A 24,697-nucleotide genomic window follows, 5' to 3' on the forward strand; every position below is an offset into this window, starting at 1 on the left:
GGGAGGGTTCGGGGTCGGCCCCTGGGGGACCGGGGCCGCGGCCCGTCAGGTGATCAGGGAACGCCCGGTGGGGGCGAGCCGCAGCACCCTGGCCGGGGCGGTCCGTTCCCGGGCCAGGCCCGGCAGGACCTCCGCGCGCGCGAGGGGGTGGGCCCGGACGGCGGCGGCGTGCCGGTGGTGGGCGTCCTCGTCGGCGTACGAGAGGAGGACGACCGCCACGTTCTCGCCGGTCCGGACGGGCAGCCGGGTGAAGGTGTTCGGGGCGTCCTCGGTGGAGAGCAGCGCGAGCGGTTCGGGCCCGGTCGCGCGGAGCACCGGCAGGAGCCCGTCCCGGAGCAGCTCGACGCCCTGGTCCCGCCCCAGGGGGAACGACCACAGCACGGCGGCCACGAACCGGTCCGGTGCCGGGGCGCCGACCGGCGGCCGCGCGGCGGGGGAGACGGGGAAGCCGCTCCCGGTGGCCCGGGGCCGCAGCAGGAGGACGTCGTCGGAGTCGGCCATGGTGGCGTTCGCCCGGGGCCCGTGCTCGGCCCAGACCGGCCCGCCGTAGAAGTCGGTCAGCGCCCGGTGCCGCGCGGTCATGTCGGCGAACCCCCGGAGCCATACGAAACGGTCGGGGGCGTCCAGGTCCCGGAACGTCCCGAGGACGCTCATCCCCACCGCCTCCTGCGTCTCGGTGAACTCCCGCTCGAACAGCGCGATCAGCTCCTCGCGCCGGCCGGGACGCAGCGTGTAACGGCGCAGCTCGACCACGGCGGGCGGCGGGACGGGACCGGGGGAGGACGGCACGGCGGGGCTCCTGGGTACTCGGGGCATCAGGGGGTGCGTACGGCCGACGGTAGGGCCGCCGTGTGCCAGGCGCTGTCAGGGTTTCCGAGGAGAATGCGCGCATGTCTGCCACCCGCCTGCTGTCGGTCCTGCTGTTGCTGCAAGCGCGCGGCCGGATGTCCGCCCGGGCGGTCGCCGAGGAGCTGGAGGTGTCGGTCCGCACCGCCTACCGGGACCTGGCCCGTCTGCAGGCGGCGGGCGTCCCGGTCTACGCGGAGCCCGGGCGCGGGGGCGGCTACCGGCTCCTCGACGGTTACCGCACCCGGCTCACCGGCATGACCGGGGGCGAGGCGCGGGCCCTCCTCTTCGCGGGCCTGCCCGGTCCCGCCGCCGAGCTGGGCCTCGCCGAGGAGACGGCCGCGGCCCGGCTGAAGCTCCTCGCCGCGCTGCCGGACGGGCCGCGCGCGGAGGCGGCGCGGGCCGCGGCGGTGTTCCACCTGGACGCGCCCGGCTGGTACCGGGACCCCGAACCGGCCCCGTACCTCCCCCTCCTGGTCGACGCGGTGCTCGCCCGCCGCCCGCTCGACGTGCGCTACCGACGCTGGCGCGCCCCGCAGGAGGTGACCCGCCGCCTCCACCCGTACGGCCTGGTCCTCAAGTCCGGCACCTGGTACCTGGTGGCGGCCGGCGCGGGGGACACCGCCCGGGACAAGGGCCCCGCCACGTACCGCGTGACGCAGATCCTCGACGCCGTACCGGCCCCGTCCGGCGAACTCTTCGCCCGCCCGCGGGACTTCGACCTCGCCGCGTACTGGGCGGCGTACCTCGCGGACTTCTCGTCCCGCCGCTTCACCGGCACCGCCACCGTCCGCCTCTCGCCCCAGGGGCGCCGCCGGCTCCCCGACAACGTCCCTCCGGAGGTGGTCCGCGCGGTCGAGGCGACCGCGACGCCCGCCGGCGACGACGGCTGGGTGGAGGCGGTCATCCCGGTCGAGAGCACGGCCCACGCCTGCGGCGAACTCCTCCGCCTGGGCCCGGACGTCGAGGTCCTCGGTCCACCGGCCCTCCGCCGGGCCATGACGGCCGCGGTGCGGGCCCTGGCCCGGTTCTACGGCACGTGAGAGGGCCGGAGGCTCAGCCGGTGGCCGGCGGTTCGCCCGCGGGCTCACCGCCCGCGGCCTCACCGCCCGCGGGCCGCCGCTCGGCCGCAGCGCGGCGGTACTCGGCGTTGATGCGCTGCGCCTCCTCGAGCTGGTCCTCCAGGATGATGATGCGGCAGGCGGCCTCGATGGGGGTGCCCTGGTCGACGAGTTCGCGGGCGCGGGCCGCGATGCGCAGCTGGTAGCGGGAGTAGCGCCGGTGACCCCCCTCGGAGCGCAGCGGGGTGATCAGGCGGGCCTCGCCGATGGCGCGGAGGAACCCGGGGGTGGTGCCGAGCATCTCGGCGGCTCGCCCCATCGTGTACGCGGGATAGTCGTCGTCCTCGAGCCGGCCGATCGGATCGTCCGCTGTCATTCTCACCTCTGCCGTGTCCGTCACGCCCCGTTCCCTGAAACCATAGTGCCGTCACGGGGGCGGCCCGGCGCGCACACGAGGGGGGCACCGTTCCCGGTCACCGGGGGCCCGCGGCCGTGACGGCCGGATGGACGGCGGCTAGAGTCGATCTCATGTCGAAGCTTGACGAATTGCTCGTTGACATCGCCGCCAAGGTGGAATCCGGGCAGAGCAATCAGATGTCCCTGACCGTGGTCACCGGCGGGGCCGTCCTCACCGGCCGCTTGGCTCCCGAAGCGGTCTGGCGCCAGCGGGTGACGGAGGTGCTGACGGACTCCGCGAACCTGGGCGAGTTCGCCGACGTCTTCGCGAAGCCGTCCGCGCAGGCCGGGCCGCCGACGCATCTGCACTTCCACGTCGCCCGGATCATCCAGGGCACCATGGCCATCCCGGAGACCGGCGGGATGTACCGGGTGCCCATCGCCGATGTGAGCGCCTGGACGGTGGGGGACGTCAGCTACTCCGACCACTGACCGGGACCGTGTACGACGAGGGCCCGACCGGCATGTGCCGGTCGGGCCCTCGTCGTAGGTCCCCGTCGCGGATCAGGCGGCCGTCAGATCCCCGGCGGCGCTGCCGAGCAGGGCGGACGCCCGCTCGACCGGGCTGTCGGAGACCACGGGCGGTGCCTCGTCCACGGTGTTGCACGTGAAACCGAGCCGGGTCATGGCCTGGACGACCTCACGTGCGGTGAAGTCGCGCGGGTCCTGGCGGGTGACGACCCGCCCCACCTGCTTGACCGGGTAACGGCGGCGTCCGATGGTGACGTACGCGCCGGCGGTGACCGGTTCGGGCTTCACGTCCTTCATCGTGTCCAGCACGCCGTTCTTCGTCAGTTCGAACGGATAACGGGCGATGACGCAGCGCATGGGACCTCCAAGGTGCCGTGAGCGAAAGGTGCGGGGAAAAGGGGGTGGAGCGGGGTCACGACGTCCGGACGGCCGCGGCGCGAAGGCGCCGGCCGAGGAGGTCGCGGAGCCGTACCCGGTCCGTGTAGGCCGGGGTGGCGCGGAAGGCGGCGAGCTGGGCGCGGGTGACGAGGCCGGTGCGGCGGCCGTCACCGTCACGGATGACCAGGTGTCCGGCGCGGGCGCTCGCCATGACCGACAGAGCCACTTCGACGGTCATGTCGTCCCAGACCTGGGGTTCGGCCTCGGGAGCGGTGAGGACGGCGGTCGCGCCGTCCGCGGGGGTGCTGCTCGGCGGACGGGGCTGTGTCCCGGCGGATGTCACATGGGCCTCCTGCGGCGGGTGGACGGGCGCGGGGCCGCGACGCGGACGGGAATGCCCGTCGGGGGCCGCGCGCCGGTGATGCGGTTCAGTTCGGGCTCGCCGGGGCGCACCCGCGTGATCTGCGGGTGGATGCTCGCCTTCGTGAGGAGGCGGGACATGCCGCGGCGCTGGTTCGGGGTGACGAGGGTGACGACGCTGCCGGACTCCCCCGCGCGGGCGGTACGGCCGCTGCGGTGCAGGTAGTCCTTGGGGTCGCTGGGCGGGTCGACGTTGACGACGAGGTCGAGGCTGTCGACGTGGATGCCGCGGGCGGCCACGTTCGTCGCGACCAGCGCGGTGACCTGCCCGGAGCGGAATCCGGCCAGCGTGCGGGTGCGTTCCGCCTGCGACTTGCCGCCGTGCAGCGCGGCCGCCCGTACGCCGCTGGCCAGCAGGGCCTCGGCGAGCCGGTCGGCGGCGTGCTGCGTCTCCAGGAACATGATCACACGGCCCTCGCGGGCGGCGATCTCCGTCGTGGTGGCGTGCTTGTCGTCGGCGTGGATGTACAGCAGGTGGTGCTCAAGGGCCGCGTCGTCCTCGCCGGGGGTGTCCACGGCGTGCACGACGGGGTCGGTCAGATAGCGGCGGACCAGCTGGTCGACGGTGTGGTCGAGGGTGGCGGAGAACATCATCCGCTGCCCTTCGGCCGGCACCAGGTCGAGCAGCTCGGTCACCTGGGGGGTGAAGCCCAGGTCGGCCATCTGGTCGGCCTCGTCCAGGACGGTGACGGCGACCCGGTCCAGCCGGCAGTCGCCGCGCTCGACGAGGTCCCTGAGCCGTCCCGGCGTGGCGACGACGACCTCGGCGCCGCTCCGGAGGGCGTACGCCTGCCGGGCGATCGGCAGGCCGCCGACGACGGTGAGGGTGCGCAGCTGGACGGCGCGGGCGTACGGGGCGAGGGCGTCGGTCACCTGCTGGGCCAGCTCCCGGGTGGGGACGAGGACCAGCGCGAGCGGCCGCCGGGGATCGGCGCGCCGCCCGGCGGTGCGGGCCAGCAGGGCGAGCCCGTACGCGAGCGTCTTGCCCGAACCGGTCCGCCCGCGGCCCAGGACGTCGCGGCCCGCGAGGGAGTTCGGCAGGGTCGCGCCCTGGATCGGAAAGGGCACGGTCACGCCTTCGGCGGCGAGCGCCGTCCGCATGCGCTCGGGCAGGGCGAGATCGGCGAACGCCGTGACGGCGGGGAGCGAGCCGGGGGTCTGTGTGCTGTTCATACGGAACCTCCTTGGTGCGGCGCGCATCAAGGAATCCCCGCAGATAAAAGAAAAGCGGTGCGTGGGGAATTTCGAGACGGAGCCGAATGGGGCACGGGCGCGGGTCGCCGGATGACGGGTCATCGGGCGCCGGCACGTGTGGTGCCACCGGGATTCGTTTTCCGTGGAATGCCGACGGAAAACGCATGCAGCTGAGGCCCGCACCCCGAAGGATGCGGGCCCCAGCTACGGCGTGCGCGTCAGCGTCAGGCGGAGACGATGTTCTCGGCCGTCGGGCCCTTCTGGCCCTGCGCGATGTCGAAGTTCACCTTCTGGCCCTCCTGCAGCTCGCGGAAGCCCTGGGCGGCGATGTTCGAGTAGTGGGCGAACACGTCAGGGCCGCCACCGTCCTGCTCGATGAAGCCGAAACCCTTTTCCGCGTTGAACCACTTGACGGTACCGGAAGCCATGCTTATCTCCTGTGGGGCAATTCGGCATCCGCACTTTACGGATGCGCTTGTCGCCGTGATGATTACCCCGCCGGAATACGACACCGAAGTTTCGGGAACCACAACTGCAACTGAGATCGACAGTAGCACGCCCTGACGCCCGGCGCGGGATATGTCGCCCCGCTCTTTTTCAACGCCAAAAACCCTCGCCGCGCGGCTCCCCGATTTCTCATCCGGCCGCCACAGATAATGCGCGGCGACGGTGTGTGATCCCGCGCGCACGCCCGGCGACCGGCCGCCGGGGCGGTGGTTCCCGGAGGCCGGACGGGCGCGGCCGCCATGTGACCCACCGCACACCGGCCGGCCGATCACTCCACTCCCTGCGGCCGGTCCTACAAGCGACACGATCAAGCGAGGAAGGCCCGCCATGACCGACACGCTCACCGCACCCCGCCCCGTCCTTCCCGCAGCGCCGGCCGCGCGCTCCGGGCGGCGGTGGGCCGTGGCCGCCGGTGCGGCGGCGGGGCCGCTGTTCCTGGTGGTGGGGCTCGGGCAGGGGCTCGTACGGGACGGCTTCGACCCCGGCCGGAACGCGATCAGCCAACTCGCCCTCGGGGAAGGGGGCTGGATCCAGACGGTGAGCTTCCTCCTCACCGGCGCGCTGCTGGCCGCCGGGGCGTGCGCCCTGCGGCGGGTGCTGCGCGGGGGACCCGGAGGGGTGTGGGGGCCGGTTCTGGTCGGGGTGTTCGGTGTCTCGTTCTGGGCCGCGGCGGCCTTCCCCGCGGACCCCGGGGCGGGCTTTCCGGCCGGGGCGCCCGAAGAGACCGTGCCGAGCGGCCACGGCGCCGTCCACATGGCCGCCGGAGTGATCGGTTACCTCGCTCTGTGCGCCGCGTTCCTCGTCCTCGCCCGCCCGCTCGCCGTCCGAGGGCTCCGGAGCTGGGCCGTCACGTCCCGCGTCATGCCGGTGCTCGTCCTCGCCGGCTTCCTGGCCTCGGCCGCCTCCGTGGCGGCCTTCACCGCTGCCGCGGCCCTCGGCCTGCTGTGGCTGAGCGCGCTGACCGCCCGCCTCGCCCGCGCTTCCGCGAACCTCTGACCCACCCCCGCTGCGACGGGCATCATCGACACGACCGCCAAGATCATGAACACCAAGTGAAACGGGGGCACCTCATGACCGGTGCTGTGAAGGGTCCGGCCAGTTACTTCCCGTCCATCGAGCAGAAGTACGGCCGTCCGATCTCCGAGTGGAAGGACCTCATCCGTTCCTCTCCGCTGACCAGGCACATGGAGCTGGTGGCCTGGCTGAAGACCGAACACGGTCTGGGCCACGGACACGCCAACGCCCTGGTCGCCCACACGCTGGCGGAGGGCGGCGGCCGGTAGCCGGACCGGGACCCGGGGCCGTCCGGACGGGGGTGTGCGGGCCGAACGTCCGGCAGAGACCGGACCACTCCAGAAGTACGGAATTGGACCTTACTGACGGCCCCTCGCGTCCGTAGGTTCGTCACGTGACCAAGAGGATCAACAGGCAAGCCCACGAGTCCGGCAGGCGGCCGGAGCCGGTGACACGGCCCCCGCTGTCGCGCCGGCGCCGTGGGCGTCGTCCTGTTCGGGGGCCGGACGTGACGCCACCCGGAACGCGACGCCGTCGCTGATCCACGCGTGGGTCCTCGTATCGGGCCACGGCACCCTCACCACCCCGTGGAACGCGCTCCTGCCCCGGCCCGGCCGGCGGGCGCCACCCCGGCCGGAGCCACCCTCCCGGACCGGGACCAGGGCTCCGTCCCCGTACGTGCCACCGCGTCCGACGACGACCCGATCACCTCCAGCGCCGAGACCGGCCCAGGGCACGGTCTCCCTACGAACAGGAACGCACATGACCAGCACCACCATGACCGTGGCCATCCTCGGACCGGGCGGAGTCGGCGGCCTGATCGGCGCGTTGCTGGCCCGCGACGGGCACCGCGTCATCTGCCTCGCCGGGGAGGAGACCGCCGCTGTGCTGCGGCGTGACGGTCTGAGCGTCCGGAGCGAGCAGTACGGCGACTTCACGGCACCGGTCGAGGCCGACACCTCGCTGCGCGAACCGGCCGACGTCACGTTCGTGACCGTCAAGCAGACCGCCCTGTCCGCCGCCCTCGACCGCGTCCCGCCGCAGGTCGTCGGCGACGGCGTCGTCATCCCGCTGCTCAACGGACTCGACCACGTCGCGGCGCTGCGCCGGGACTACCCCGCCGCCCGGGTCGTGCCCGGAACCATCCGGGTCGAGGCGACCCGCACGTCACCCGGACGCATCGCGCACACCAGCCCTTTCACCGCCCTCGACCTGGCAGGCCCGCTCGACGGCATCGCCTCCCACCTCCGCCGCGCCGGCATGGACGTGACCCTGCGCGCCGACGAGAGCGCGATGCTCTGGGACAAGCTGTGCTTCCTCGCCCCGTTCGCCCTGCTGACCACGCGACACCGGTCCGCTGTGGGCGTCATCCGTGACGAGCGGCGGCCGGAACTGGTCGCCGTCGTCGACGAGATCACCTCGGTGGCTCGCGCCGCGGGCGCCCCGGTGACCGCCGAGTCCGTGCTCTCCTTCTTCGACCGCGCCCCGGCGACGATGAAGTCCTCGATGCAGCGCGACGCGGAGAACGGCCGTCCGCTCGAGCTCGACGCCATCGGCGGGGCCGTCCTCCGGGCCGCTGCCGTCCACGGGATCGAGACACCGGTGACCGCCGGGCTCGTCGCGGAGCTGGTTTCCCGGGCCGGCGTGGAGACGCGGTCGTAGCAGCCCGGGAAACCGCCGCCGATCAGGGGGCGTTCGCCGACTGTGCCGGCTTCCCCGCCGTGGCCCTACGCGCCGCCCACGGCGGGGCCGGCGGAGTCGACGCCCTCCATGAAGGCCAGCATCCTGGCGTTGACCACGTCGGGGTGGTCGATCTGCGGACCGTGCCCTGTCGCGGTGATGATCTCGGCGCGGGCTCCGGGGACGAGGCGCGGCACGCGCTCCAACTGCCGCTCGGGGTGGACGAGCAGGCTGTGCTTGCCCATGATCACGTAGAGCGGGGTCCGGATGGACCGCAGCGCGTCCTCGGCCAGCGGCAGCGGTGCGGGGCGCCGGATCCGGTAGGCGCGGGCGCCGAGCTGGATCCACGTGCGCATCTCGGGGACGGCGATGACCGGCTGGTCCAGCCACGCGGCGAGCCGGGGGCGCAGCGCCTTCGGGGCGAAGGTGGCGAACAGGCTCACGAAGACCCAGGCGAAGAAGCGCAGGCCGACCTTCTCCAGGCCGCCGGGGTCGAGGGCGGTGACCGAGGCGAGCCGTTGCGGCCGCCGGTGGGCCTGGTTGAGCACCAGCCAGCCGCCGTAGGAGGAGCCGACGAGGTGGACGCGGTCGAGTCCGAGCGCGTCGAGGGCCTCGTCCATCCACTGAGCGGCGCGCTCGGGCTGCCACATGGGCTCGCGGTGGACGCTGCGCCCCGCGTCGCCCGGGGTGTCGAGGGCGTAGACGGGGCGATCGCGGCTGAGCCCGGGGGTGTTGGGGTACCACATCGCCGAGCTGTAGCCGGCGCCGTGGATCAGGACGATGGGCGTCCGGGACTCGGCGGCGGGGTCCGAGGGCCCGTACCGGTACACGTGGGTGGTGCCGAAGCTGGTCTCCACGTCCCTCTCGAAGCGGGCGGGTGCCCCCCTCGCGTAGAGGACGTCGGCGGCGGCGAAGTAGCGGTCGCGCAGGGTGTCGCTGACGTAGCGGCCGATGTCGCGGCGTACGCGGGCGGTGTTCTCGGGCACGGCGGCACCTCCGGTGAGGACTCCTTCTTCGTGGTACGACCGTACCATCAGCGTGATACACCGGTATCATGAAGGGGGTTCGGGCAACGGAGCGCCGACCCACCGACGACAGGCGGAGACACGGAACGATGCCGAAGCGTGTGGACCACGAGGAGCGGCGCGCCCAGATCGCCGAGGCGCTCATCCAGGTCGCGGGGCGGCGGGGACTGCATGCCGTGGGCATGCGCGACGTGGCCGCGGAAGCCGGGGTGTCGCTCCGGCTCGTGCAGTACTACTTCGAGACCAAGGAAAAGCTGCTCTTCTACGGCCTCCGGCACCTGACCGACCGCTTCACCGCGCGAGTGGGCGCCCGCGTGGCCGCCGCCGGCCCCGACCCGGGCCCGCGCGCCACGGTGGAGGCGCTGCTGCTGGCCTCGCTGCCGACCGACAACGAGAGCCGCACGTTCCACCTGCTCTACAGCTCCTACGCGATCCTCTCGGTGACGGACGAGGCGCTGGCCGCCCAGCCCTTCGTCGACAACCCCGACGCCGCCGAGAACACCCTGACCGCCCTCCTCGAGCAGGCGCGGGAGGCCGGACTGGCCGACCCCGACGCCGACGCGCGTACGGAGGCGATCAGCCTGCTCGCCATGGCGGCGACCATGGGCACCAGCATCCTCGTGGGCCAGCGAACCCCGGAGTCCGCGATCACGGTGCTCCGCCACCACCTGGACCGGATCTTCACGACCGCCGGGAACTCCGGCAGCGGCTCGCCGCCGCTCTGACGTGTCGCGAGGTACGCGCACGCCGCGCCGAGCCGGCTGTCGGTCCGGACGGAAGCACGAAGCCCCAGGTCTGTTACCTGGGGCTTCACAGGGGAGCGGAGGACGGGTATCGCACCCGCGCCATGAGCTCGGAAATCATCGACGCCGCCTTCGACGGGCTCCTAGGAGCCGGCCCGCCCCGCCCGTCGAGCCGCACGCGTGCCAGAGGCCGACGCTTGCGCGTCCTCGCCGTACGGGAAGGTTCCGATCCCCCCGAAGTCGGGCGCCTGGAAGGGGTTCGCGCTGGGATGCGGCGATGCTGCAGCGGCGCAGGGGGACGCCCCTTCCGGAGCGGAGAACGGTGAGGTCAGGTCGATGAGGGAGCTCCTCTTCCTTGCGGGTCCATGAACGGATCGGTGTGCCGTGACGGGCACGGCGGTCCTACAGCTTGCTCATCTTGGCGTACGGACTCACGATCCGCTCCTGCGCCGAGCCGAAATCCACGACGGCCGCGATCCCGTCCTCGATGCCGATGACCCGGCCGAGGCCGTGGACGTCGTGGGTGACTTGGTCGCCTACGACGAACTGCTTGGGAGGCAGCGCGACCGGGGCTTTGAAGGGGCTGGTGGGCAAAAAGCGCTTCGGTGCAGTCGGCTTTGTCATTGCTTCCAGTATGCGCCACGGCCGCGCACGTCAGCAGTACGAAGTGGGCTGGGAAGAGTCTCGCCGAGAAGCAACGACCCCAGGCGTCTGACAGGGGCTGTCGCTGTGGCGCGGACGACCGGAATCGAACCCGCGCCACAAGCTTCGGAATCACCGACGCCGAGATGCAGAATCATGCTCCTGACCCGCGGAAACGGCCTCCGTGTGGGACTTCTTGCCGGCTAGGCGACACCCGTGTCGACCGCTGTTCACCGCCCCGGAGGGCACGGCCGGAGCGCGGGAGCTGAGGGCGGGGCGCAGCGGCGGTGGCACCTCCTGGACCGGATACGCATCAGCGTGGTCGCGGGAACGGCAGGTGTCATCTCCGCCTGCCTCGGGGCAGGTAGATCATGCGTGCCCCGACGACGGGGCGGAGGTGGGGCCGGGGCTGCCGGGAAGCGCCGCCTTCCGTCTCCCAGGCGTCCTCACCGGCCCCTGCCCCCCGCAGGAGACGACCGGTCTCGTGCTCCTCGGACATCAGGGTGCCGGTCGTGTGGAGGTTGCCCGGGGCGGATGCGGCGGTCATCAGGCGCGCGGCGGAGGAGGGTGCGGTTTCCGGGGGGATCACGAGCAGGTCGCAGCGGCCGAGGCTGTACGAGAGCAGGATCATCATGTCGGGGTCCTGGCCGATGAACCAGCCCACGTGCACGGCGTAGCCGCCGACGGGGACCTGGCGGAGAGCGACGGGCCAGGGGGCCGGGTTCGCGGTGATGCGCGTGACGCGTCCGAAGCGGTCCCGCAAAGCCTCCACCAGGGGGATCAGTTCGGTGGCGAGATCGCGTGAGTACGGCCACCAGGCGCCGTCCAGCAGGCCGGCCATGGAGGTGTTCGGGGTCAGGGCGAGGCGCGCCTGGCGGGTGGGGGCGTTGGTGCTGGTCATGAGACGGGGACCCGTCCCCGGGGTGCCTGGGGGCACCCCGGCCTAGTGATCGCCGGGAACGACGTCCGCGTGACGGCGGGTGTACGAAGTGCTCCCGGTACCTCCAACGTACTCCGCGCCGGAACCGGACGCGCCGGGCTCCCTTCCCTCTCGTCCGCGCCACTCGACGAGGACGAGGGCCGCGTCGTCGGTGGTGGCTCGGCGCCACGGCCCCTTCCCGTCTCAGGCCCGCCCCCGCGCCCGGAGCGTGCTGGTCAGGTCTCCTCGCGTCCACGGTACGTCCGCCCCGGCACCGGTCGGTTCCTCGGCGGCGAGCGGTGCGTCCGTGCGGTCTCCCGGAGTACGGTGAGAGAACGGGGCCGTCGCCCCGCCCACCGGCCCGGCGCCCGCCGTGGCTCCGGTCCGGGCGTCAGCGGCACCACCCGTGGACGGGCGGATCGACCATGACCGACGCAGACAACTCCCCGCACCACCTCGACACGGCGCCACGCCTCCTGCCGGACGAGGTCCACCGGGCCGTCGGACCGGGCACCGCGCTGCTCCGGCTGGAGACCACGGGGTCCCGGCAGAGCCTCCTCGACGGCGCCTGGTGGCCACGCTCGCGTGACGTCGAGCGGGAGATCCCGCCGCTGATCGCCGCTCTGACCGAGTACCTCGGGCCTGTTACGCGGGTCGGCCTGGACGCCTCCGCCTGGAACGACATCCCGGTCCGCCTGATCGTCGACGACCGGGTCGTACACCTCGACTCCTTCCCCGTCGGCGATGACACCGTGCTCATCACGCGCGGCGACAACGACCACTTCTCCCTCATGGTCGTCCCGCCCGCCACCACGCCCGAGGCCGCCCGCACGGCCATGGCCCGCGCCGTGCAAGCCGACAACGTCACGCAGGCCGCCGAGATCCTCCTCGCCGCCTGCTGACACGATGAGCGGGGCGTCATGATGGAGTGATCCGAGGTCCTCGTGGCACGAGCCCTCTGTCGGCGGCCGGAAAATCGATGGCAGGCCCGGTCCGCCCCGGTCACGATCGACATGAACTCGTCGGCCGGCGCCCCAGCGCTGACCGCCGTTCGACGTGCCGGAAGGAACTTTTCAGGGTTCCGCGCAGACCGGGTGTACCGCACCTGGCAGGCCATGCCATTCGTCGTGCCGGCTCGGCGGACCTCGCGCGAGCAACTGCTCGTGATCGATCCTCTGCCAAGTCCTCGAGTCGCACCCGCCGGCCGATGCCGGCGGCGGTCGGACTCACCTCAGGCCACGGCCGACGGGTGGGACGTTTCGGCGGCGCGGCGGTATGTGGCGTTGATGCGCTGGGCTTCTTCGAGCTGGTCTTCCAGGACGATGATGCGGCAGGCGGCTTCGATCGGGGTTCCCTGGTCGACCATCTCACGGGCGCGTGCGGCGATCCGTAGCTGGTAGCGGGAGTAGCGGCGGTGGCCGCCCTCGGAACGCAGCGGGTTGATCAGCCGGGCCTCGCCCAGGGCTCGCAGGAAGGCGGGGGTGGTGCCGAGCATTTCGGCGGCCCGACCCACCGTGTAGGCGGGGTAGTCGTCGTCGTCAAGTCGGCCGTACGAGTCGTCTGCTGTCATCTGCACCTCTCTCCGGAACGCGTGGAGGGGCCCTGGTGCCGTACTGGCACCAGGGCCCCGAAGGAACTTCTACACCACGGGCCGACCCTGATACCGCGTCGGCCCTCTGTATCCGCGTACCCGACCCAGCTGCTGTCGGGTGTGCGGGGATCGCGGTTGCTTGACCGGAGACCACCTCACTATCGATGTCCTGCGGTACCCGGACGCGAGACTTCCGTCCGGGCGATCCTTACGGTGCTTGGTTCCTCCGTTCGTCCCTCGGTGATCGACTTCCTACCATCGGGTACTGCGTACTGCTGGTGATGCGAACTGCGCTTACCGGTACCGCGTCTGCCATGACCGCGATTCCGGTGTGGCGGCCCCTGATCACTGCGGGCCGCCCGGTCCGGCCGTCAGTCCCGTCGCCGTCCTGCAACAACCCTGGCTTCGAAACTCCACCGCCGCACCGTCTTGCGAACTGCAACTACCCGTACTGCTGGTACTGCTTGCCGGCAGTTCGTCTCTGCCAGGCCTTGCTGTCCTTCTCGGCTACGGAAGAAACCCTAGCGACGTCACTGCCCCATGTCTACTCTCGCCAATGCAGATTTTCATCCTCCTGACGAGGAGCTAATCGGCTTCGAGGCGGCCCGCACCTTGCGCCGACTCCACCTGGCAAGTGACCCCGGCGCCCGTCCCCCGCACCATTTCTGCGACGTCATGCCACGAGGGAGGGGCCTGACCGGCACACGCGCCGGTCAGGCCCCTCCCTCGTCTCGTCAAGCTGGTGACGGCGCCCGCTGATCCCCGGTCGGACGGCCGGGGCCCCCACCGACCGCCCGGGGCCCGGAACCGGTGCTCGGTGAGCCGGGCTGCGTCCGGATCACCTATGGCTCCTGCGGGGGCAGGCGAATTTCACGTGGTTCTCAGGCCGCCGTCGCGGCGGAGGCGGGCCGACGGGCACCGGCGCGCCGGGCGGCCGAGGCGGGGCCGCGGCGGCCGCGGGAGGAGGACGTGCTGCGCTTGGGACGCTCGGGTGCCGGTGCCGTGATGGTGACCGGGATGCCGGAGGGGGCTTGGGCGCCGGTGATCCGGACCAACTCCGCCTCACCCGAGCGGACCTGATTGGTCTCGGGCACGATGCCCGCGTCCTGCAGGAGACGGTTCATGCCACGGCGCTGCTGGGGCGTGACGAGGGTGACGACGCTGCCGGACTCACCGGCCCGGGCGGTGCGGCCGCCGCGGTGGAGGTAGTCCTTGTGGTCGGTGGGCGGGTCCACGTTGACGACGAGGTCGAGCTGGTCGACGTGGATTCCGCGGGCCGCCACGTTCGTGGCGACCAGGACGGTGACGTGCCCGGCCTTGAACCAGGCCAGGGTGCGGGTGCGCTGCGACTGCGTCTTCCCGCCGTGCAGGGCGGCGGCCCGCACGCCGTTGCGGAGGAGGTCCTCGGTGAGCCGGTCCACGGCGTGCTTGGTGTCCAGGAACATGATCACCCGGCCGTCACGCGCCGCGATCTCGACGGTCAGCCGCTGCTTGTCGGTGCCCTGCACGTGCAGGACGTGGTGCTCCATCGTCGTGACCGCACCCTGAGAGGGGTCGACGGAGTGGACGACGGGGTCGGTGAGGTAGCGGCGGACCAGGAGGTCGACGTTGCGGTCCAGGGTCGCGGAGAACAGCATCCGCTGGCCCTCCGGGCGGACCTGGTTCAGCAGCGCGGTGACCTGGGGCATGAATCCCATGTCGGCCATCTGGTCGGCCTCGTCCAGGACGGTGATCGCGACCTGGTTCAGCCGGCAGTCGCCGCGGTCGATGAGGTCCTTGAGGCGGCCGGGGGTGGCCACGACGACCTCGACGCCGCTCCGCAGCGCGTTCGCCTGCCGGCCGATCGGCATCCCGCCGACGACGGTGGCCAGGCGCAGCCTCACGGCGCGGGCGTACGGGGTGAGGGCGGCGGTCACCTGCTGCGCGAGTTCCCGGGTGGGGACCAGGACGAGCGCGAGCGGCTGACGGGGCTCGGCGAGCTGCCCGGCGGTGCGGGCGAGCAGGGCCAGGCCGAAGGCGAGGGTCTTGCCGGAGCCGGTCCGGCCGCGGCCGAGGACGTCTCGGCCGGCCAGGGAGTTCGGCAGCGTCGCGCCCTGAATGGGGAACGGCACGGACACGCCCTGCGTGGTGAGCGTGGCCAGCAGGGCCTTCGGCATGTCGAGATCGGCGAACGTCTCGACGGCGGGCAGCGCCGGAGTGATCGTCTTCGGCAGGGCGAACTCGCCCTGGACCGGGGCGGGCCGCCGGCTGCCCTGACCTCCCGAGCGGCGCGGAGCACCCGAACGGCTCGGGGCGGACGACACACCGAAGCGACTGCCCCGGGTCGAACCGGAGGGGGAGCCGAAAGCGGGAGCGCCGTTGCGGCGGGTGCGGGAAGAGCGGTTGTTCGTACGTGTGGGGTTCATTCAGAACCTTCCTTGATACGGCACGCATCAAGGAGGTCCGCAGCGTAGGAACAGCATGCGGAATCACAGGTACGGACCGAATAGAATTCAGAAGCGAAAGCGAACGTGGCGCACGGAAAATTCGTGGCGACGCAGGCGGAAAGGGAATGCGCGCGGAAGTTGTTCCGGGGCATCGAGGGTACGGCTCCGAAGACGGGGCGCGTACCTTGAGGTGGTGTTCCGGCAGGATGCGTCACTGCGGAAACACATGCAGATGGGGCCCGCACCCCGAGGGATGCGGGCCCCATCTGCAAGATGTGCGTCAGTGTCAGACGGCGACGATGTTCTCGGCCGTCGGGCCCTTCTGGCCCTGCGCGATGTCGAAGGTGACCTTCTGGCCCTCCTGCAGCTCGCGGAAGCCCTGGGCGGCGATGTTCGAGAAGTGGGCGAACACGTCAGCGCCGCCACCGTCCTGCTCGATGAAGCCGAAACCCTTTTCCGCGTTGAACCACTTCACGGTGCCAGCAGTCATGTCGTATCTCCTTGGGGCAGTACACCGGCCGTCCGTACCGTACGGATGCCGTGTCGCCGCGATGATGCCCTGCCCGGAAAATACCGGAAATATAAAGCGCTTCCGAACGGCGGGCAGCCGGCGGGAGCGCTCGAAGTTTTTTGGGTACCAAAACTGCAACTGAGATGGACACTAGCACATCCCCCGTGGCCTTTGCGTGCGAAAAATCTTTCCCGGGTGTTGCCGGTAAAAACCCTCTCCGCGGGGGTCGTGAAAAACTCAGGCCGCGAGCGCAGGTATTCATGCACTCCGAAATGCGGTGTTTCGGAGGAGGGGTGGCCGGCATGTCGGACGGCGATCGGCCCCGGTACGGAGTCGTCGCCGTCTCTCAAGTCCTGGGCAACGACGAAGGCCCAGGTCTCTGACCTGGGCCTTCGTTCACGAGCGGATGACGGGAATCGAACCCGCGCTATAAGCTTGGGAAGCTCATGTTCTACCATTAAACTACATCCGCGCAGCGGCCCGAATGATCCGTGCCGCATCGTTGCACACTGTACCCCATATGCCACGTGAGGTGAAGCTCACCCCGGGCGAGGCGGGTCGTGGTGTCGCGGCGGGGCTCGTGGGTGGTGTCCCGTTGATCCCCTAATGTGGCTGTCTCGTCCACCATGTGTGTAGGGGAAGGGACTTGATGGTTCCGATGGAGCGCACCGTCGTCCGTTGTGCCGAGGGGCACGTGTTCAGTACCGCCTCGTTCCCGCTGCAGCAGCTCGGGGCCGGGCGGATCGGGCCCGGGCGGCTCGTGCGGTGTCCGCGGTGCGCGCGGTTGCGGCATGCCGTGCCGGTGAGCGTGGCCCTGGAGGCTGAGCAGCGCTGATGCGCGGTGGGGCGCGTGGCCTTCCCGATTGGGGGCGGCCCGCGCCCTCTGCGTATCGTGGGGGGGTGCTTCTCTCAGACAAGGACATCCGGGCCGAGATCGATGCCGGGCGGGTGCGCATCGACCCGTACGACGAATCCATGGTGCAGCCGTCGAGCATCGACGTGCGTCTCGACCGCTTTTTCCGGGTGTTCGAGAATCACCGCCACCCCCACATCGACCCCGCCGTCGAGCAGCACGACCTGACGCGACAGGTCGAGCCGGAGGGTGACGAGGCGTTCATCCTGCACCCGGGCGAGTTCGTGCTGGCGTCGACCTACGAGGTCATCACCCTGCCGGACGACATCGCGTCCCGGCTGGAGGGGAAGAGTTCCCTGGGGCGGCTGGGTCTGGTGACCCACTCGACCGCGGGGTTCATCGACCCGGGCTTCTCGGGGCACGTCACCCTGGAGCTGTCGAACCTGGCCACCCTGCCGATCAAGCTCTGGCCGGGGATGAAGATCGGGCAGCTGTGCATGTTCCGGCTCAGCTCGCCCGCCGAGTTCCCGTACGGGAGCGAGCGGTACGGCTCCCGGTACCAGGGACAGCGGGGGCCGACGGCCTCCCGCTCGTACATGAACTTCCATCGGACCCAGGTGTGAGGCGGTCGCAGGCATGAGTGAAGTACGCGAGAACCTGACGTACGAGGGGTTCGGCCGGGCGATCCGCGAGCTGGCGCAGACCATCGCCGACGACGGCTACGAGCCCGACATCGTGCTGTCCATCGCCCGGGGCGGCGTCTTCGTCGCCGGCGGTCTGGCCTACGCCCTGGACTGCAAGAACATCCACCTGGTGAACGTCGAGTTCTACACGGGTGTGGGGACGACGCTGGAGATGCCGGTCATGCTGGCGCCGGTGCCCAACGCGATCGACTTCTCCGACAAGAAGGTCCTGATCGCCGACGACGTCGCCGACACCGGCAAGACGCTCAAACTGGTCCACGACTTCTGTGTCGACCATGTCGCCGAGGTCCGTTCGGCCGTCATCTACGAGAAGTCGCACTCGCTGGTGAAGTGCGAGTACGTGTGGAAGAAGACCGACGAGTGGATCAACTTCCCCTGGTCGGTCGAGCCGCCCGTCGTGAAGCGCGAGGGCCAGGTCCTCGACGCCTGACCGGCGCGCACGCAGGAGTACGGAAGAAGGGCCCCCGCCGGCGACCGGCGGGGGCCCTTCTTCCGTGTACGGGGCCGGGCTACAGCGTGCCCAGCTTGATCAGGCTCAGCAGCGCCACCAGCTGGATCGCCGAGGCGCCCAGGGCCTTCGGCCAGGGAAGGTCGTGGGAGCGGCTCACCATGACCGTGAAGAGGGCGCCGGCCGCCAGCCAGGTCAGCCAGCCGACGACCTGCACGAGGCCGTTCTCGCCGCCCAGGAAGAGGGCGAGGACCAGGCGGGGGGCGTCCGTGACGGACATGATCAGCATGGACAGGCCGACGGTCGGCTGCCAGGAGCCGTCGCCGCCGAGCTGACGGGCGAGGGTGTGGGTGACGGCGCCCAGGATCAGACCGCCGAGGACGAAGCCGAGGGCGGTCATCAGGACGTACGGGATCGCCGTCGAGAGGGTGGCGTTGATCGCCTCCTCGCGGGCCTGGTCGAAGCCGAAGATCGCGAGCAGCCCGTAGAGGAAGGTCACCACCAGCGCAGGGCCCCAGACGGCGTGGTCGCGCATCCGGAGGAACGTGTCCGCCGGGCGCAGCACGATGCCGCTCAGGAGGGCCTTCCAGGGCAGCCGGGGGCCGGCGGGGGCGGCCGGCGCGCCCGAGTGGTACGTCTCCGGGCGCCCGTACGGGTCGTCCACGCTGAACATCTGGGTGTGGCCCGGGTTGTTCGCCGCCACCGCGTTCTGGTGATGCTGCGGGTCGCCGAAGTACTCCGGCTCGCCGTACGGCTGCTGGGGCGGCTGCTGTGGCTGTTGCTGCCACTGCTGCTGCGGGTACGGCGGCGGGGCCGCGTTGTACCCGTACGGCTCCTGCTGCGGTCGATGCTGTTGCGGGGGGCGGTTGTCCCTGCCGCGTCCGTTCCTGAATCCAGCCACGTCATCGAACGTACCCGCTTCCGCGCCACCCTCGCGCCATTGCGGCTGAGCTGTGACATCCCCTAAGGGGCACCCGGAGGGGGCGCGGACGTCCCGGGTACGCCGGAGGGCCGCCCCGCGCCCCGCGCGGAACGGCCCTCCGGCCCTGCTGTACGCCTCCGGCAACGGCCTCTACGAGGCCGGCTCGGGCTCCGGCTCCGACCGCTCGGCCGGCTCCGGGTCGGCCGGGGTCTTCACCGAGTCGAGGAGCAGCTGCGCCACGTCGACGACCTGCAGGCTCTCCTTGGCCTTGCCGTCGTTCTTCTTGCCGTTCACGGAGTCCGTGAGCATGACGAGGCAGAAGGGGCAGGCGGTGGAGACGATGTCCGGGTTGAGGGACAGGGCCTCGTCGACGCGCTCGGTGTTGATGCGCTTGCCGATCCGCTCCTCCATCCACATCCGCGCGCCGCCGGCGCCGCAGCAGAAGCCGCGCTCCTTGTGGCGGTGCATCTCCTGCTGGCGCAGGCCGGGGACGGCGGACATGATCTCGCGCGGCGGCGTGTAGACCTTGTTGTGCCGGCCCAGGTAGCAGGGGTCGTGGTAGGTGATGAGGCCGTCGACCGGGGTCACCGGGATCAGCTTGCCCTCGTCGATGAGGTGCTGCAGCAGCTGGGTGTGGTGGATGACCTCGTACTCGCCGCCGAGCTGCGGGTACTCGTTGGCGATGGTGTTGAAGCAGTGCGGGCAGGTGGAGACGATCTTCTTCGCCGACTTCGGCTTCTTCGTCGACTCGTCCTCGTCATCCTCACCGAACGCCATGTTCAGCATCGCGACGTTCTCCTGGCCGAGCTGCTGGAACAGCGGCTCGTTGCCCAGGCGGCGCGGGGAGTCACCGGTGCACTTCTCCTCGCCGCCCATGATCGCGAACTTGACGCCCGCGATGTGCAGCAGCTCGGCGAAGGCCTTGGTGGTCTTCTTGGCGCGGTCCTCCAGGGCGCCGGCGCAGCCGACCCAGTAGAGGTAGTCGACCTCGGTGAGGTCCTCGACGTCCTTGCCGACGATCGGGACCTCGAAGTCGACCTCCTTGGTCCACTCGACGCGCTGCTTCTTCGCCAGGCCCCAGGGGTTGCCCTTCTTCTCCAGGTTCTTGAGCATCGTGCCCGCCTCGGACGGGAACGCGCTCTCGATCATGACCTGGTAGCGGCGCATGTCGACGATGTGGTCGATGTGCTCGATGTCGACCGGGCACTGCTCGACGCAGGCGCCGCAGGTGGTGCAGGACCACAGGACGTCCGGGTCGATGACGCCGTTCTCCTCGACGGTGCCGATGAGCGGGCGCTCGGCCTCGGCGAGCGCGGCGGCCGGGACGTCCTTGAGCTGCTCCTCGGTGGCCTTCTCGTTGCCCTCCATGTCCTTGCCGCCGCCGGCGAGCAGGTACGGGGCCTTGGCGTAGGCGTGGTCGCGGAGCGACATGATGAGGAGCTTCGGGGACAGCGGCTTGCCGGTGTTCCAGGCGGGGCACTGCGACTGGCAGCGGCCGCACTCGGTGCAGGTGGAGAAGTCGAGGATGCCCTTCCAGGAGAACTGCTCGACCTGGGAGACGCCGTAGACGTCGTCCTCGCCCGGGTCCTCGAAGTCGATCGGCTCGCCGCCCGAGGTCATCGGCTGGAGCGCGCCGAGGGCGGTCTCGCCGGTGGCGTTGCGCTTGAAGTAGATGTTCGGGAAGCCGAGGAAGCGGTGCCAGGCGACACCCATGTTGGTGTTCAGGGAGACCGTGATCATCCAGATCAGCGAGGTGCTGATCTTGATCATGGCGGTCAGGTAGACCAGCGTCTGGAGGGTGCCGACGGACAGGCCCTTGAAGGCGAGGACGAGCGGGTACGAGGCGAAGTACGCGGCCTCGTAGTGCTCGACGTGGTGGATCGCGCCCTCCAGGCCGCGCAGCACGTAGATCGCGAGGCCGATGGTGAGGATCACGTACTCGACGAAGTACGCCTGCCAGGCCTTGGAGCCGGCGAAGCGCGACTTGCGGCCGGCCCGCGAGGGCAGGCTGAGCAGGCGGATGACGATCAGGGCGGCGATGCCGAGGATCGTCATGACGCCGATGAACTCGATGTAGAGCTCGAACGGCAGGAAGCCGCCGAGGACCGGAAGGGTGTACTCGGCGTTGAACAGCTGGCCGTAGGCCTGGGCGAGCGTGGGCGGCAGGGTCAGGAAGCCGACCGCGACGAACCAGTGGGCGAAGCCGACGATGCCCCAGCGGTTCATGCGCGTGTGACCGAGGAACTCCCGGACGACGGTGACCGTGCGGGCCTTCCAGTCGTTCGTACGGCTGCCCTTGGGGACGGGCTGGCCGAGCTTCACGAACCGGTAGATCTGCGCGATGGCTCGCGCGAAGAGGGCAACGCCGACCACGGTCAGCGTCAGCGACACGATGATCGCGGCGAGTTGCATGACGGGCTCCTCGAGCGGGCCACGGGCTCGGGCCTACTAAGCGGTAACTTATTTAGTCCGTGCTGAGATTACCCGTTCGGGGCCGCGCACTGTAGCGGACCGCGCGGTGATCTGTGTCGCTCAGGCAACCCTTGCCGCGCGGCCCGGACGGTCCCCCGGGTCCGTACGGCCGGTGCGGCCCGTACGACCCGTGTGGTCCGCGCGGCCGGAGCGGCCCGTGCGTCCTGCGCGACGTCTGCGCACTGCTGGAAGCGTACGCGCCAGAATCGCCAGATCCATCCCCAGCCAGTGGTGGTCCACATAGTGGAGGTCGAGGAGTTCGCGCTCCTCCCAGGGCAGCTCCGAGCGCCCGCTGATCTGCCACGGGCCGGTGAGTCCGGGGCGTACGGAGAGCCGCCGGCGCCCCTCGCCCGCGCACTCCCGGTGGCCGGGCGCCAGCGGGCACGGGCCCACCAGGGACATCTGCCCCCGGACGACGTGCAGCAGCAGGGGCAGCGCGGCCAGCGGGCCCCGGGCGCGGAAGGTCAGCATCGTGAAGGGCCGGCCGTGCAGTCCGGCCACGGTCCGGCGGCGCAGCACCCCGCCGCCGGGCGTCCCCGAGCCGAGGGCGACGGAGACGGCGACGGCGGCGAGGAGCGGGGAGAGGGCGGTGAGCAGCGCGAGGCCGCCCAGGAGGTCGAGTGCGCGCTTGGCCGTCATGCGCCGGACCCCTTCGTCGTGCGATATTCGTGGGATGTTCGTGGGATATGCCTGCTTTGCCCCTGCCGGGGCAAGCGGACTCTCTCACCCACGCCGCCCCCGGCCCGGGAATGACGCGCCCTCCCTCCTTCTTTGAGCGGGAGCGTCGACGAAGAGTTGAGTCACCTCCACTCAGGTCTGTTGACGCACTCCCTCCCGTCGTGCATCCTTGAGTCAGTTCCACTCAAGTCAGTCAGCTGGAGGAATCGAAATGGCACGTGCGGTCGGCATCGACCTGGGCACGACTAACTCCGTCGTCAGCGTTCTGGAAGGCGGCGAGCCCACCGTCATCACCAACGCCGAGGGCGCCAGGACCACGCCGTCCGTCGTCGCCTTCGCGAAGAACGGCGAGGTGCTCGTCGGCGAGGTGGCCAAGCGCCAGGCCGTCACCAACGTCGACAGGACCATCCGGTCGGTCAAGCGCCACATGGGCACCGACTGGAAGATCGACATCGACGGCAAGAGCTTCAACCCGCAGCAGATGAGCGCCTTCATCCTGCAGAAGCTCAAGCGCGACGCCGAGGCCTACCTGGGCGAGAAGGTCGTCGACGCGGTCATCACCGTCCCGGCGTACTTCAACGACTCCGAGCGCCAGGCCACCAAGGAGGCCGGTGAGATCGCGGGCCTCAACGTCCTGCGCATCGTCAACGAGCCGACCGCCGCCGCCCTGGCCTACGGCCTCGACAAGGACGACCAGACGATCCTCGTCTTCGACCTCGGTGGCGGCACCTTCGACGTGTCCCTCCTGGAGATCGGCGACGGCGTCGTCGAGGTGAAGGCCACCAACGGTGACAACCACCTCGGTGGTGACGACTGGGACCAGCGCGTCGTCGACTACCTGGTGACGCAGTTCCAGAACGGCCACGGCGTGGACCTCGCCAAGGACAAGATGGCGCTCCAGCGTCTGCGCGAGGCCGCCGAGAAGGCGAAGATCGAGCTGTCCTCCTCCACGGAGACCTCGATCAACCTGCCCTACATCACGGCCTCCGCCGAGGGCCCGCTGCACCTGGACGAGAAGCTCACGCGCGCCCAGTTCCAGCAGCTGACCGCGGACCTCCTGGACCGCTGCAAGACCCCGTTCCACAACGTCATCAAGGACGCGGGCATCTCCATCAACGAGATCGACCACGTCGTCCTCGTCGGTGGCTCCACCCGCATGCCGGCCGTCGCCGAGCTCGTCAAGGAGCTGACCGGCGGCAAGGAGGCCAACAAGGGTGTGAACCCGGACGAGGTCGTCGCCATCGGCGCCTCGCTCCAGGCCGGTGTCCTCAAGGGTGAGGTCAAGGACGTCCTGCTCCTCGACGTGACCCCGCTGTCCCTCGGCATCGAGACCAAGGGCGGCATCATGACCAAGCTCATCGAGCGCAACACCACGATCCCGACCAAGCGGTCCGAGATCTTCACGACGGCCGAGGACAACCAGCCGTCGGTGCAGATCCAGGTCTACCAGGGCGAGCGCGAGATCGCGGCGTACAACAAGAAGCTCGGCATGTTCGAGCTGACCGGCCTCCCGCCGGCCCCGCGCGGCGTCCCGCAGATCGAGGTCTCCTTCGACATCGACGCCAACGGCATCATGCACGTGACCGCGAAGGACCTGGGCACGGGCAAGGAGCAGAAGATGACCGTCACCGGCGGCTCCTCGCTGCCGAAGGACGAGGTCGACCGGATGCGCCAGGAGGCCGAGCAGTACGCGGAGGAGGACCACCGCCGCCGCGAGGCCGCCGAGTCCCGCAACCAGGGCGAGCAGCTCGTCTACCAGACGGAGAAGTTCCTCAAGGACAACGAGGACAAGGTCCCCGGTGACGTCCGCACCGAGGTCGAGACCGCGCTCGGCGAGCTGAAGGAGAAGCTCAAGGGCGACGACACCGCCGAGATCCGCACGGCCACCGAGAAGGTCGCGGCCGTCTCGCAGAAGCTCGGCCAGGCCCTCTACGCCGACGCCCAGGCCGCCCAGGCCGCGGGTGGCGACGCGGGCCAGGCGCAGGACGACGACGTCGTCGACGCCGAGATCGTCGACGAGGACAAGCCGAAGGGTGGCCAGGCGTGACCGAGGAGACTCCGGGCTTCGAGGAGAAGCCCGACGTCCCCTCCGGCGCCACCCCTGAGGACGCCGCCGAGACCGCCGAGTCCCCCGAGGACACGGCGGCCCCGGCCGGGGACGCGAAGAGCGAGCAGCCGGAGGAGGCCGTCGGCCTCACCGCCGAGCTGGACCAGGCCCGCGCCGCGCTCGGCGAGCGCACGGCGGACCTCCAGCGCCTCCAGGCGGAGTACCAGAACTACCGCCGCCGGGTGGAGCGGGACCGCGTCACGGTCAAGGAGATCGCCGTCGCGAGCCTCCTGACCGAGCTGCTCCCGACGCTGGACGACATCGGCCGCGCGCGGGAGCACGGCGAACTGGTCGGCGGCTTCAAGTCGGTGGCCGAGTCGCTGGAGACCGTCGTCGCCAAGATGGGCCTGCAGCAGTTCGGCAAGGAGGGCGAGCCCTTCGACCCGACGATCCACGAGGCCCTGATGCACAGCTACGCGCCGGACGTCACCGAGACGACCTGCGTGGCGATCCTGCAGCCGGGGTACCGGATCGGCGAGCGGACCATCCGGCCCGCCCGCGTCGCCGTCGCCGAGCCCCAGCCGGGCGCGGCGGGCACGGCCGGCACGTCGGGCGCCAAGGACGAGAAGCAGGCGTCCGACGAGGAGAGCGGTGCCCCCGACGAGGGGTGACGCCATGGGTGACGCCAT

Annotated in this window: 27 protein-coding genes and 1 tRNA gene; 12 read left to right on the plus strand and 16 right to left on the minus strand. The window is 70.9% G+C overall.

What is annotated here, in order from left to right; genetic code table 11:
• Window positions 1-45 precede the first annotated feature (45 nt).
• Window positions 46-816 carry an NIPSNAP family protein gene (locus ABTY40_RS03870; protein WP_502990479.1) on the minus strand — a complete coding sequence of 257 codons (771 nt, stop codon included), beginning with the start codon at window positions 814-816 and terminating at the stop codon, window positions 46-48.
• 74 nt (window positions 817-890) lie between these two features.
• Here ABTY40_RS03870 and ABTY40_RS03875 point away from each other — a divergent pair, with 74 nt between their 5' ends.
• On the plus strand, window positions 891-1,889 hold the full coding sequence (locus ABTY40_RS03875) for a helix-turn-helix transcriptional regulator (RefSeq protein ID WP_352058019.1): 999 nt from the start codon (window positions 891-893) through the stop codon (window positions 1,887-1,889).
• A gap of 13 nt (window positions 1,890-1,902) precedes the next feature.
• On the opposite strand, the gene ABTY40_RS03880 is transcribed toward ABTY40_RS03875, so the two are convergent.
• A complete protein-coding gene (locus ABTY40_RS03880) occupies window positions 1,903-2,283 on the minus strand; it encodes a helix-turn-helix domain-containing protein (RefSeq protein ID WP_352058020.1) in 381 nt (126 codons plus the stop codon).
• 152 nt (window positions 2,284-2,435) lie between these two features.
• Between ABTY40_RS03880 and ABTY40_RS03885 the strand changes: the two genes are divergently transcribed.
• A complete protein-coding gene (locus ABTY40_RS03885) occupies window positions 2,436-2,795 on the plus strand; it encodes a hypothetical protein (RefSeq protein WP_352058021.1) in 360 nt (119 codons plus the stop codon).
• A gap of 72 nt (window positions 2,796-2,867) precedes the next feature.
• Here the strand turns inward: ABTY40_RS03885 and ABTY40_RS03890 are convergent, their stop codons facing one another.
• The 4 genes from ABTY40_RS03890 to ABTY40_RS03905 form a co-directional block, all read right to left on the minus strand.
• Entirely contained in the window at window positions 2,868-3,191 is a 324-nt protein-coding gene (locus tag ABTY40_RS03890; protein WP_352058022.1) for an SCO5918 family protein, read from the minus strand.
• 55 nt (window positions 3,192-3,246) lie between these two features.
• Window positions 3,247-3,555, minus strand: a complete 309-nt coding sequence (locus tag ABTY40_RS03895) for a CBS domain-containing protein (protein WP_502990480.1) — start codon at window positions 3,553-3,555, stop codon at window positions 3,247-3,249.
• Window positions 3,552-4,928 (minus strand): DEAD/DEAH box helicase, encoded by a 1,377-nt coding sequence (locus ABTY40_RS03900; RefSeq protein ID WP_502990481.1) that lies wholly within the window; start codon window positions 4,926-4,928, stop codon window positions 3,552-3,554. The genes ABTY40_RS03895 and ABTY40_RS03900 overlap by 4 nt, the downstream gene beginning before the upstream one ends.
• A gap of 122 nt (window positions 4,929-5,050) precedes the next feature.
• Window positions 5,051-5,254, minus strand: a complete 204-nt coding sequence (locus ABTY40_RS03905; protein ID WP_345280078.1) for a cold-shock protein — start codon at window positions 5,252-5,254, stop codon at window positions 5,051-5,053.
• Window positions 5,255-5,660: 406 nt separating this feature from the next.
• Between ABTY40_RS03905 and ABTY40_RS03910 the strand changes: the two genes are divergently transcribed.
• From ABTY40_RS03910 to ABTY40_RS03920, 3 genes are all read left to right on the plus strand, one after another.
• Window positions 5,661-6,329: a DUF998 domain-containing protein gene (locus tag ABTY40_RS03910; RefSeq protein WP_352058024.1), complete on the plus strand. Its 669-nt coding sequence runs from the start codon at window positions 5,661-5,663 to the stop codon at window positions 6,327-6,329.
• A 74-nt stretch (window positions 6,330-6,403) separates the two neighbouring features.
• Window positions 6,404-6,616, plus strand: coding sequence for a DUF4287 domain-containing protein (locus ABTY40_RS03915; protein ID WP_352058025.1), 213 nt, complete (start codon window positions 6,404-6,406; stop codon window positions 6,614-6,616).
• A gap of 493 nt (window positions 6,617-7,109) precedes the next feature.
• On the plus strand, window positions 7,110-8,009 hold the full coding sequence (locus ABTY40_RS03920) for a ketopantoate reductase family protein (RefSeq protein ID WP_352058026.1): 900 nt from the start codon (window positions 7,110-7,112) through the stop codon (window positions 8,007-8,009).
• A gap of 65 nt (window positions 8,010-8,074) precedes the next feature.
• Here ABTY40_RS03920 and ABTY40_RS03925 read toward each other — a convergent pair whose 3' ends face one another.
• On the minus strand, window positions 8,075-9,013 hold the full coding sequence (locus tag ABTY40_RS03925; RefSeq protein ID WP_352058027.1) for an alpha/beta fold hydrolase: 939 nt from the start codon (window positions 9,011-9,013) through the stop codon (window positions 8,075-8,077).
• A gap of 128 nt (window positions 9,014-9,141) precedes the next feature.
• Between ABTY40_RS03925 and ABTY40_RS03930 the strand changes: the two genes are divergently transcribed.
• Window positions 9,142-9,777: a TetR/AcrR family transcriptional regulator gene (locus tag ABTY40_RS03930; RefSeq protein WP_352058028.1), complete on the plus strand. Its 636-nt coding sequence runs from the start codon at window positions 9,142-9,144 to the stop codon at window positions 9,775-9,777.
• A gap of 420 nt (window positions 9,778-10,197) precedes the next feature.
• Here ABTY40_RS03930 and ABTY40_RS03935 read toward each other — a convergent pair whose 3' ends face one another.
• Both ABTY40_RS03935 and ABTY40_RS03940 read right to left on the minus strand, forming a co-directional pair.
• Window positions 10,198-10,419, minus strand: coding sequence for a hypothetical protein (locus ABTY40_RS03935; protein WP_352058029.1), 222 nt, complete (start codon window positions 10,417-10,419; stop codon window positions 10,198-10,200).
• 358 nt (window positions 10,420-10,777) lie between these two features.
• Window positions 10,778-11,338 carry a DUF5994 family protein gene (locus ABTY40_RS03940; RefSeq protein WP_352058030.1) on the minus strand — a complete coding sequence of 187 codons (561 nt, stop codon included), beginning with the start codon at window positions 11,336-11,338 and terminating at the stop codon, window positions 10,778-10,780.
• A gap of 443 nt (window positions 11,339-11,781) precedes the next feature.
• On the opposite strand from ABTY40_RS03940, the gene ABTY40_RS03945 reads away from it, so the two are divergent.
• A complete protein-coding gene (locus ABTY40_RS03945; RefSeq protein ID WP_352058031.1) occupies window positions 11,782-12,258 on the plus strand; it encodes a DUF5994 family protein in 477 nt (158 codons plus the stop codon).
• 329 nt (window positions 12,259-12,587) lie between these two features.
• On the opposite strand, the gene ABTY40_RS03950 is transcribed toward ABTY40_RS03945, so the two are convergent.
• The 4 genes from ABTY40_RS03950 to ABTY40_RS03965 form a co-directional block, all read right to left on the minus strand.
• Window positions 12,588-12,926 (minus strand): helix-turn-helix domain-containing protein, encoded by a 339-nt coding sequence (locus tag ABTY40_RS03950; protein WP_352058032.1) that lies wholly within the window; start codon window positions 12,924-12,926, stop codon window positions 12,588-12,590.
• 902 nt (window positions 12,927-13,828) lie between these two features.
• Window positions 13,829-15,352, minus strand: coding sequence for a DEAD/DEAH box helicase (locus ABTY40_RS03955; RefSeq protein WP_352058033.1), 1,524 nt, complete (start codon window positions 15,350-15,352; stop codon window positions 13,829-13,831).
• Between the two features lie 307 nt (window positions 15,353-15,659).
• Window positions 15,660-15,863, minus strand: a complete 204-nt coding sequence (locus ABTY40_RS03960) for a cold-shock protein (protein WP_352058034.1) — start codon at window positions 15,861-15,863, stop codon at window positions 15,660-15,662.
• 422 nt (window positions 15,864-16,285) lie between these two features.
• Window positions 16,286-16,356 (minus strand) — tRNA-Gly (locus tag ABTY40_RS03965).
• A gap of 177 nt (window positions 16,357-16,533) precedes the next feature.
• On the opposite strand from ABTY40_RS03965, the gene ABTY40_RS03970 reads away from it, so the two are divergent.
• The 3 genes from ABTY40_RS03970 (at window position 16,534) to ABTY40_RS03980 (ending at window position 17,871) form a co-directional block, all read left to right on the plus strand.
• A complete protein-coding gene (locus tag ABTY40_RS03970; RefSeq protein WP_345280066.1) occupies window positions 16,534-16,719 on the plus strand; it encodes a hypothetical protein in 186 nt (61 codons plus the stop codon).
• A gap of 65 nt (window positions 16,720-16,784) precedes the next feature.
• Window positions 16,785-17,360 (plus strand): dCTP deaminase, encoded by a 576-nt coding sequence (dcd, locus tag ABTY40_RS03975; RefSeq protein ID WP_309032517.1) that lies wholly within the window; start codon window positions 16,785-16,787, stop codon window positions 17,358-17,360.
• Between the two features lie 13 nt (window positions 17,361-17,373).
• Window positions 17,374-17,871 (plus strand): phosphoribosyltransferase, encoded by a 498-nt coding sequence (locus tag ABTY40_RS03980; RefSeq protein WP_309032516.1) that lies wholly within the window; start codon window positions 17,374-17,376, stop codon window positions 17,869-17,871.
• 79 nt (window positions 17,872-17,950) lie between these two features.
• Here the strand turns inward: ABTY40_RS03980 and ABTY40_RS03985 are convergent, their stop codons facing one another.
• The 3 genes from ABTY40_RS03985 to ABTY40_RS03995 all read right to left on the minus strand — a co-directional run bounded on the left by ABTY40_RS03985 (window position 17,951) and on the right by ABTY40_RS03995 (window position 21,922).
• Window positions 17,951-18,790: a Yip1 family protein gene (locus ABTY40_RS03985; RefSeq protein WP_352058035.1), complete on the minus strand. Its 840-nt coding sequence runs from the start codon at window positions 18,788-18,790 to the stop codon at window positions 17,951-17,953.
• Between the two features lie 171 nt (window positions 18,791-18,961).
• Window positions 18,962-21,223: a (Fe-S)-binding protein gene (locus tag ABTY40_RS03990; RefSeq protein WP_352058036.1), complete on the minus strand. Its 2,262-nt coding sequence runs from the start codon at window positions 21,221-21,223 to the stop codon at window positions 18,962-18,964.
• 120 nt (window positions 21,224-21,343) lie between these two features.
• Window positions 21,344-21,922: a sugar transferase gene (locus ABTY40_RS03995; protein ID WP_352058037.1), complete on the minus strand. Its 579-nt coding sequence runs from the start codon at window positions 21,920-21,922 to the stop codon at window positions 21,344-21,346.
• Window positions 21,923-22,172: 250 nt separating this feature from the next.
• Between ABTY40_RS03995 and dnaK the strand changes: the two genes are divergently transcribed.
• Both dnaK and grpE read left to right on the plus strand, forming a co-directional pair.
• Entirely contained in the window at window positions 22,173-24,008 is a 1,836-nt protein-coding gene (gene dnaK, locus ABTY40_RS04000; protein ID WP_352058038.1) for a molecular chaperone DnaK, read from the plus strand.
• Entirely contained in the window at window positions 24,005-24,679 is a 675-nt protein-coding gene (gene grpE / locus ABTY40_RS04005) for a nucleotide exchange factor GrpE (protein WP_352058039.1), read from the plus strand. The genes dnaK and grpE overlap by 4 nt, the downstream gene beginning before the upstream one ends.
• Window positions 24,680-24,697 lie beyond the last annotated feature (18 nt).

This window comes from Streptomyces sp. NPDC126503 (assembly GCF_040302405.1).
Classification (GTDB): domain Bacteria; phylum Actinomycetota; class Actinomycetes; order Streptomycetales; family Streptomycetaceae; genus Streptomyces; species Streptomyces gulbargensis.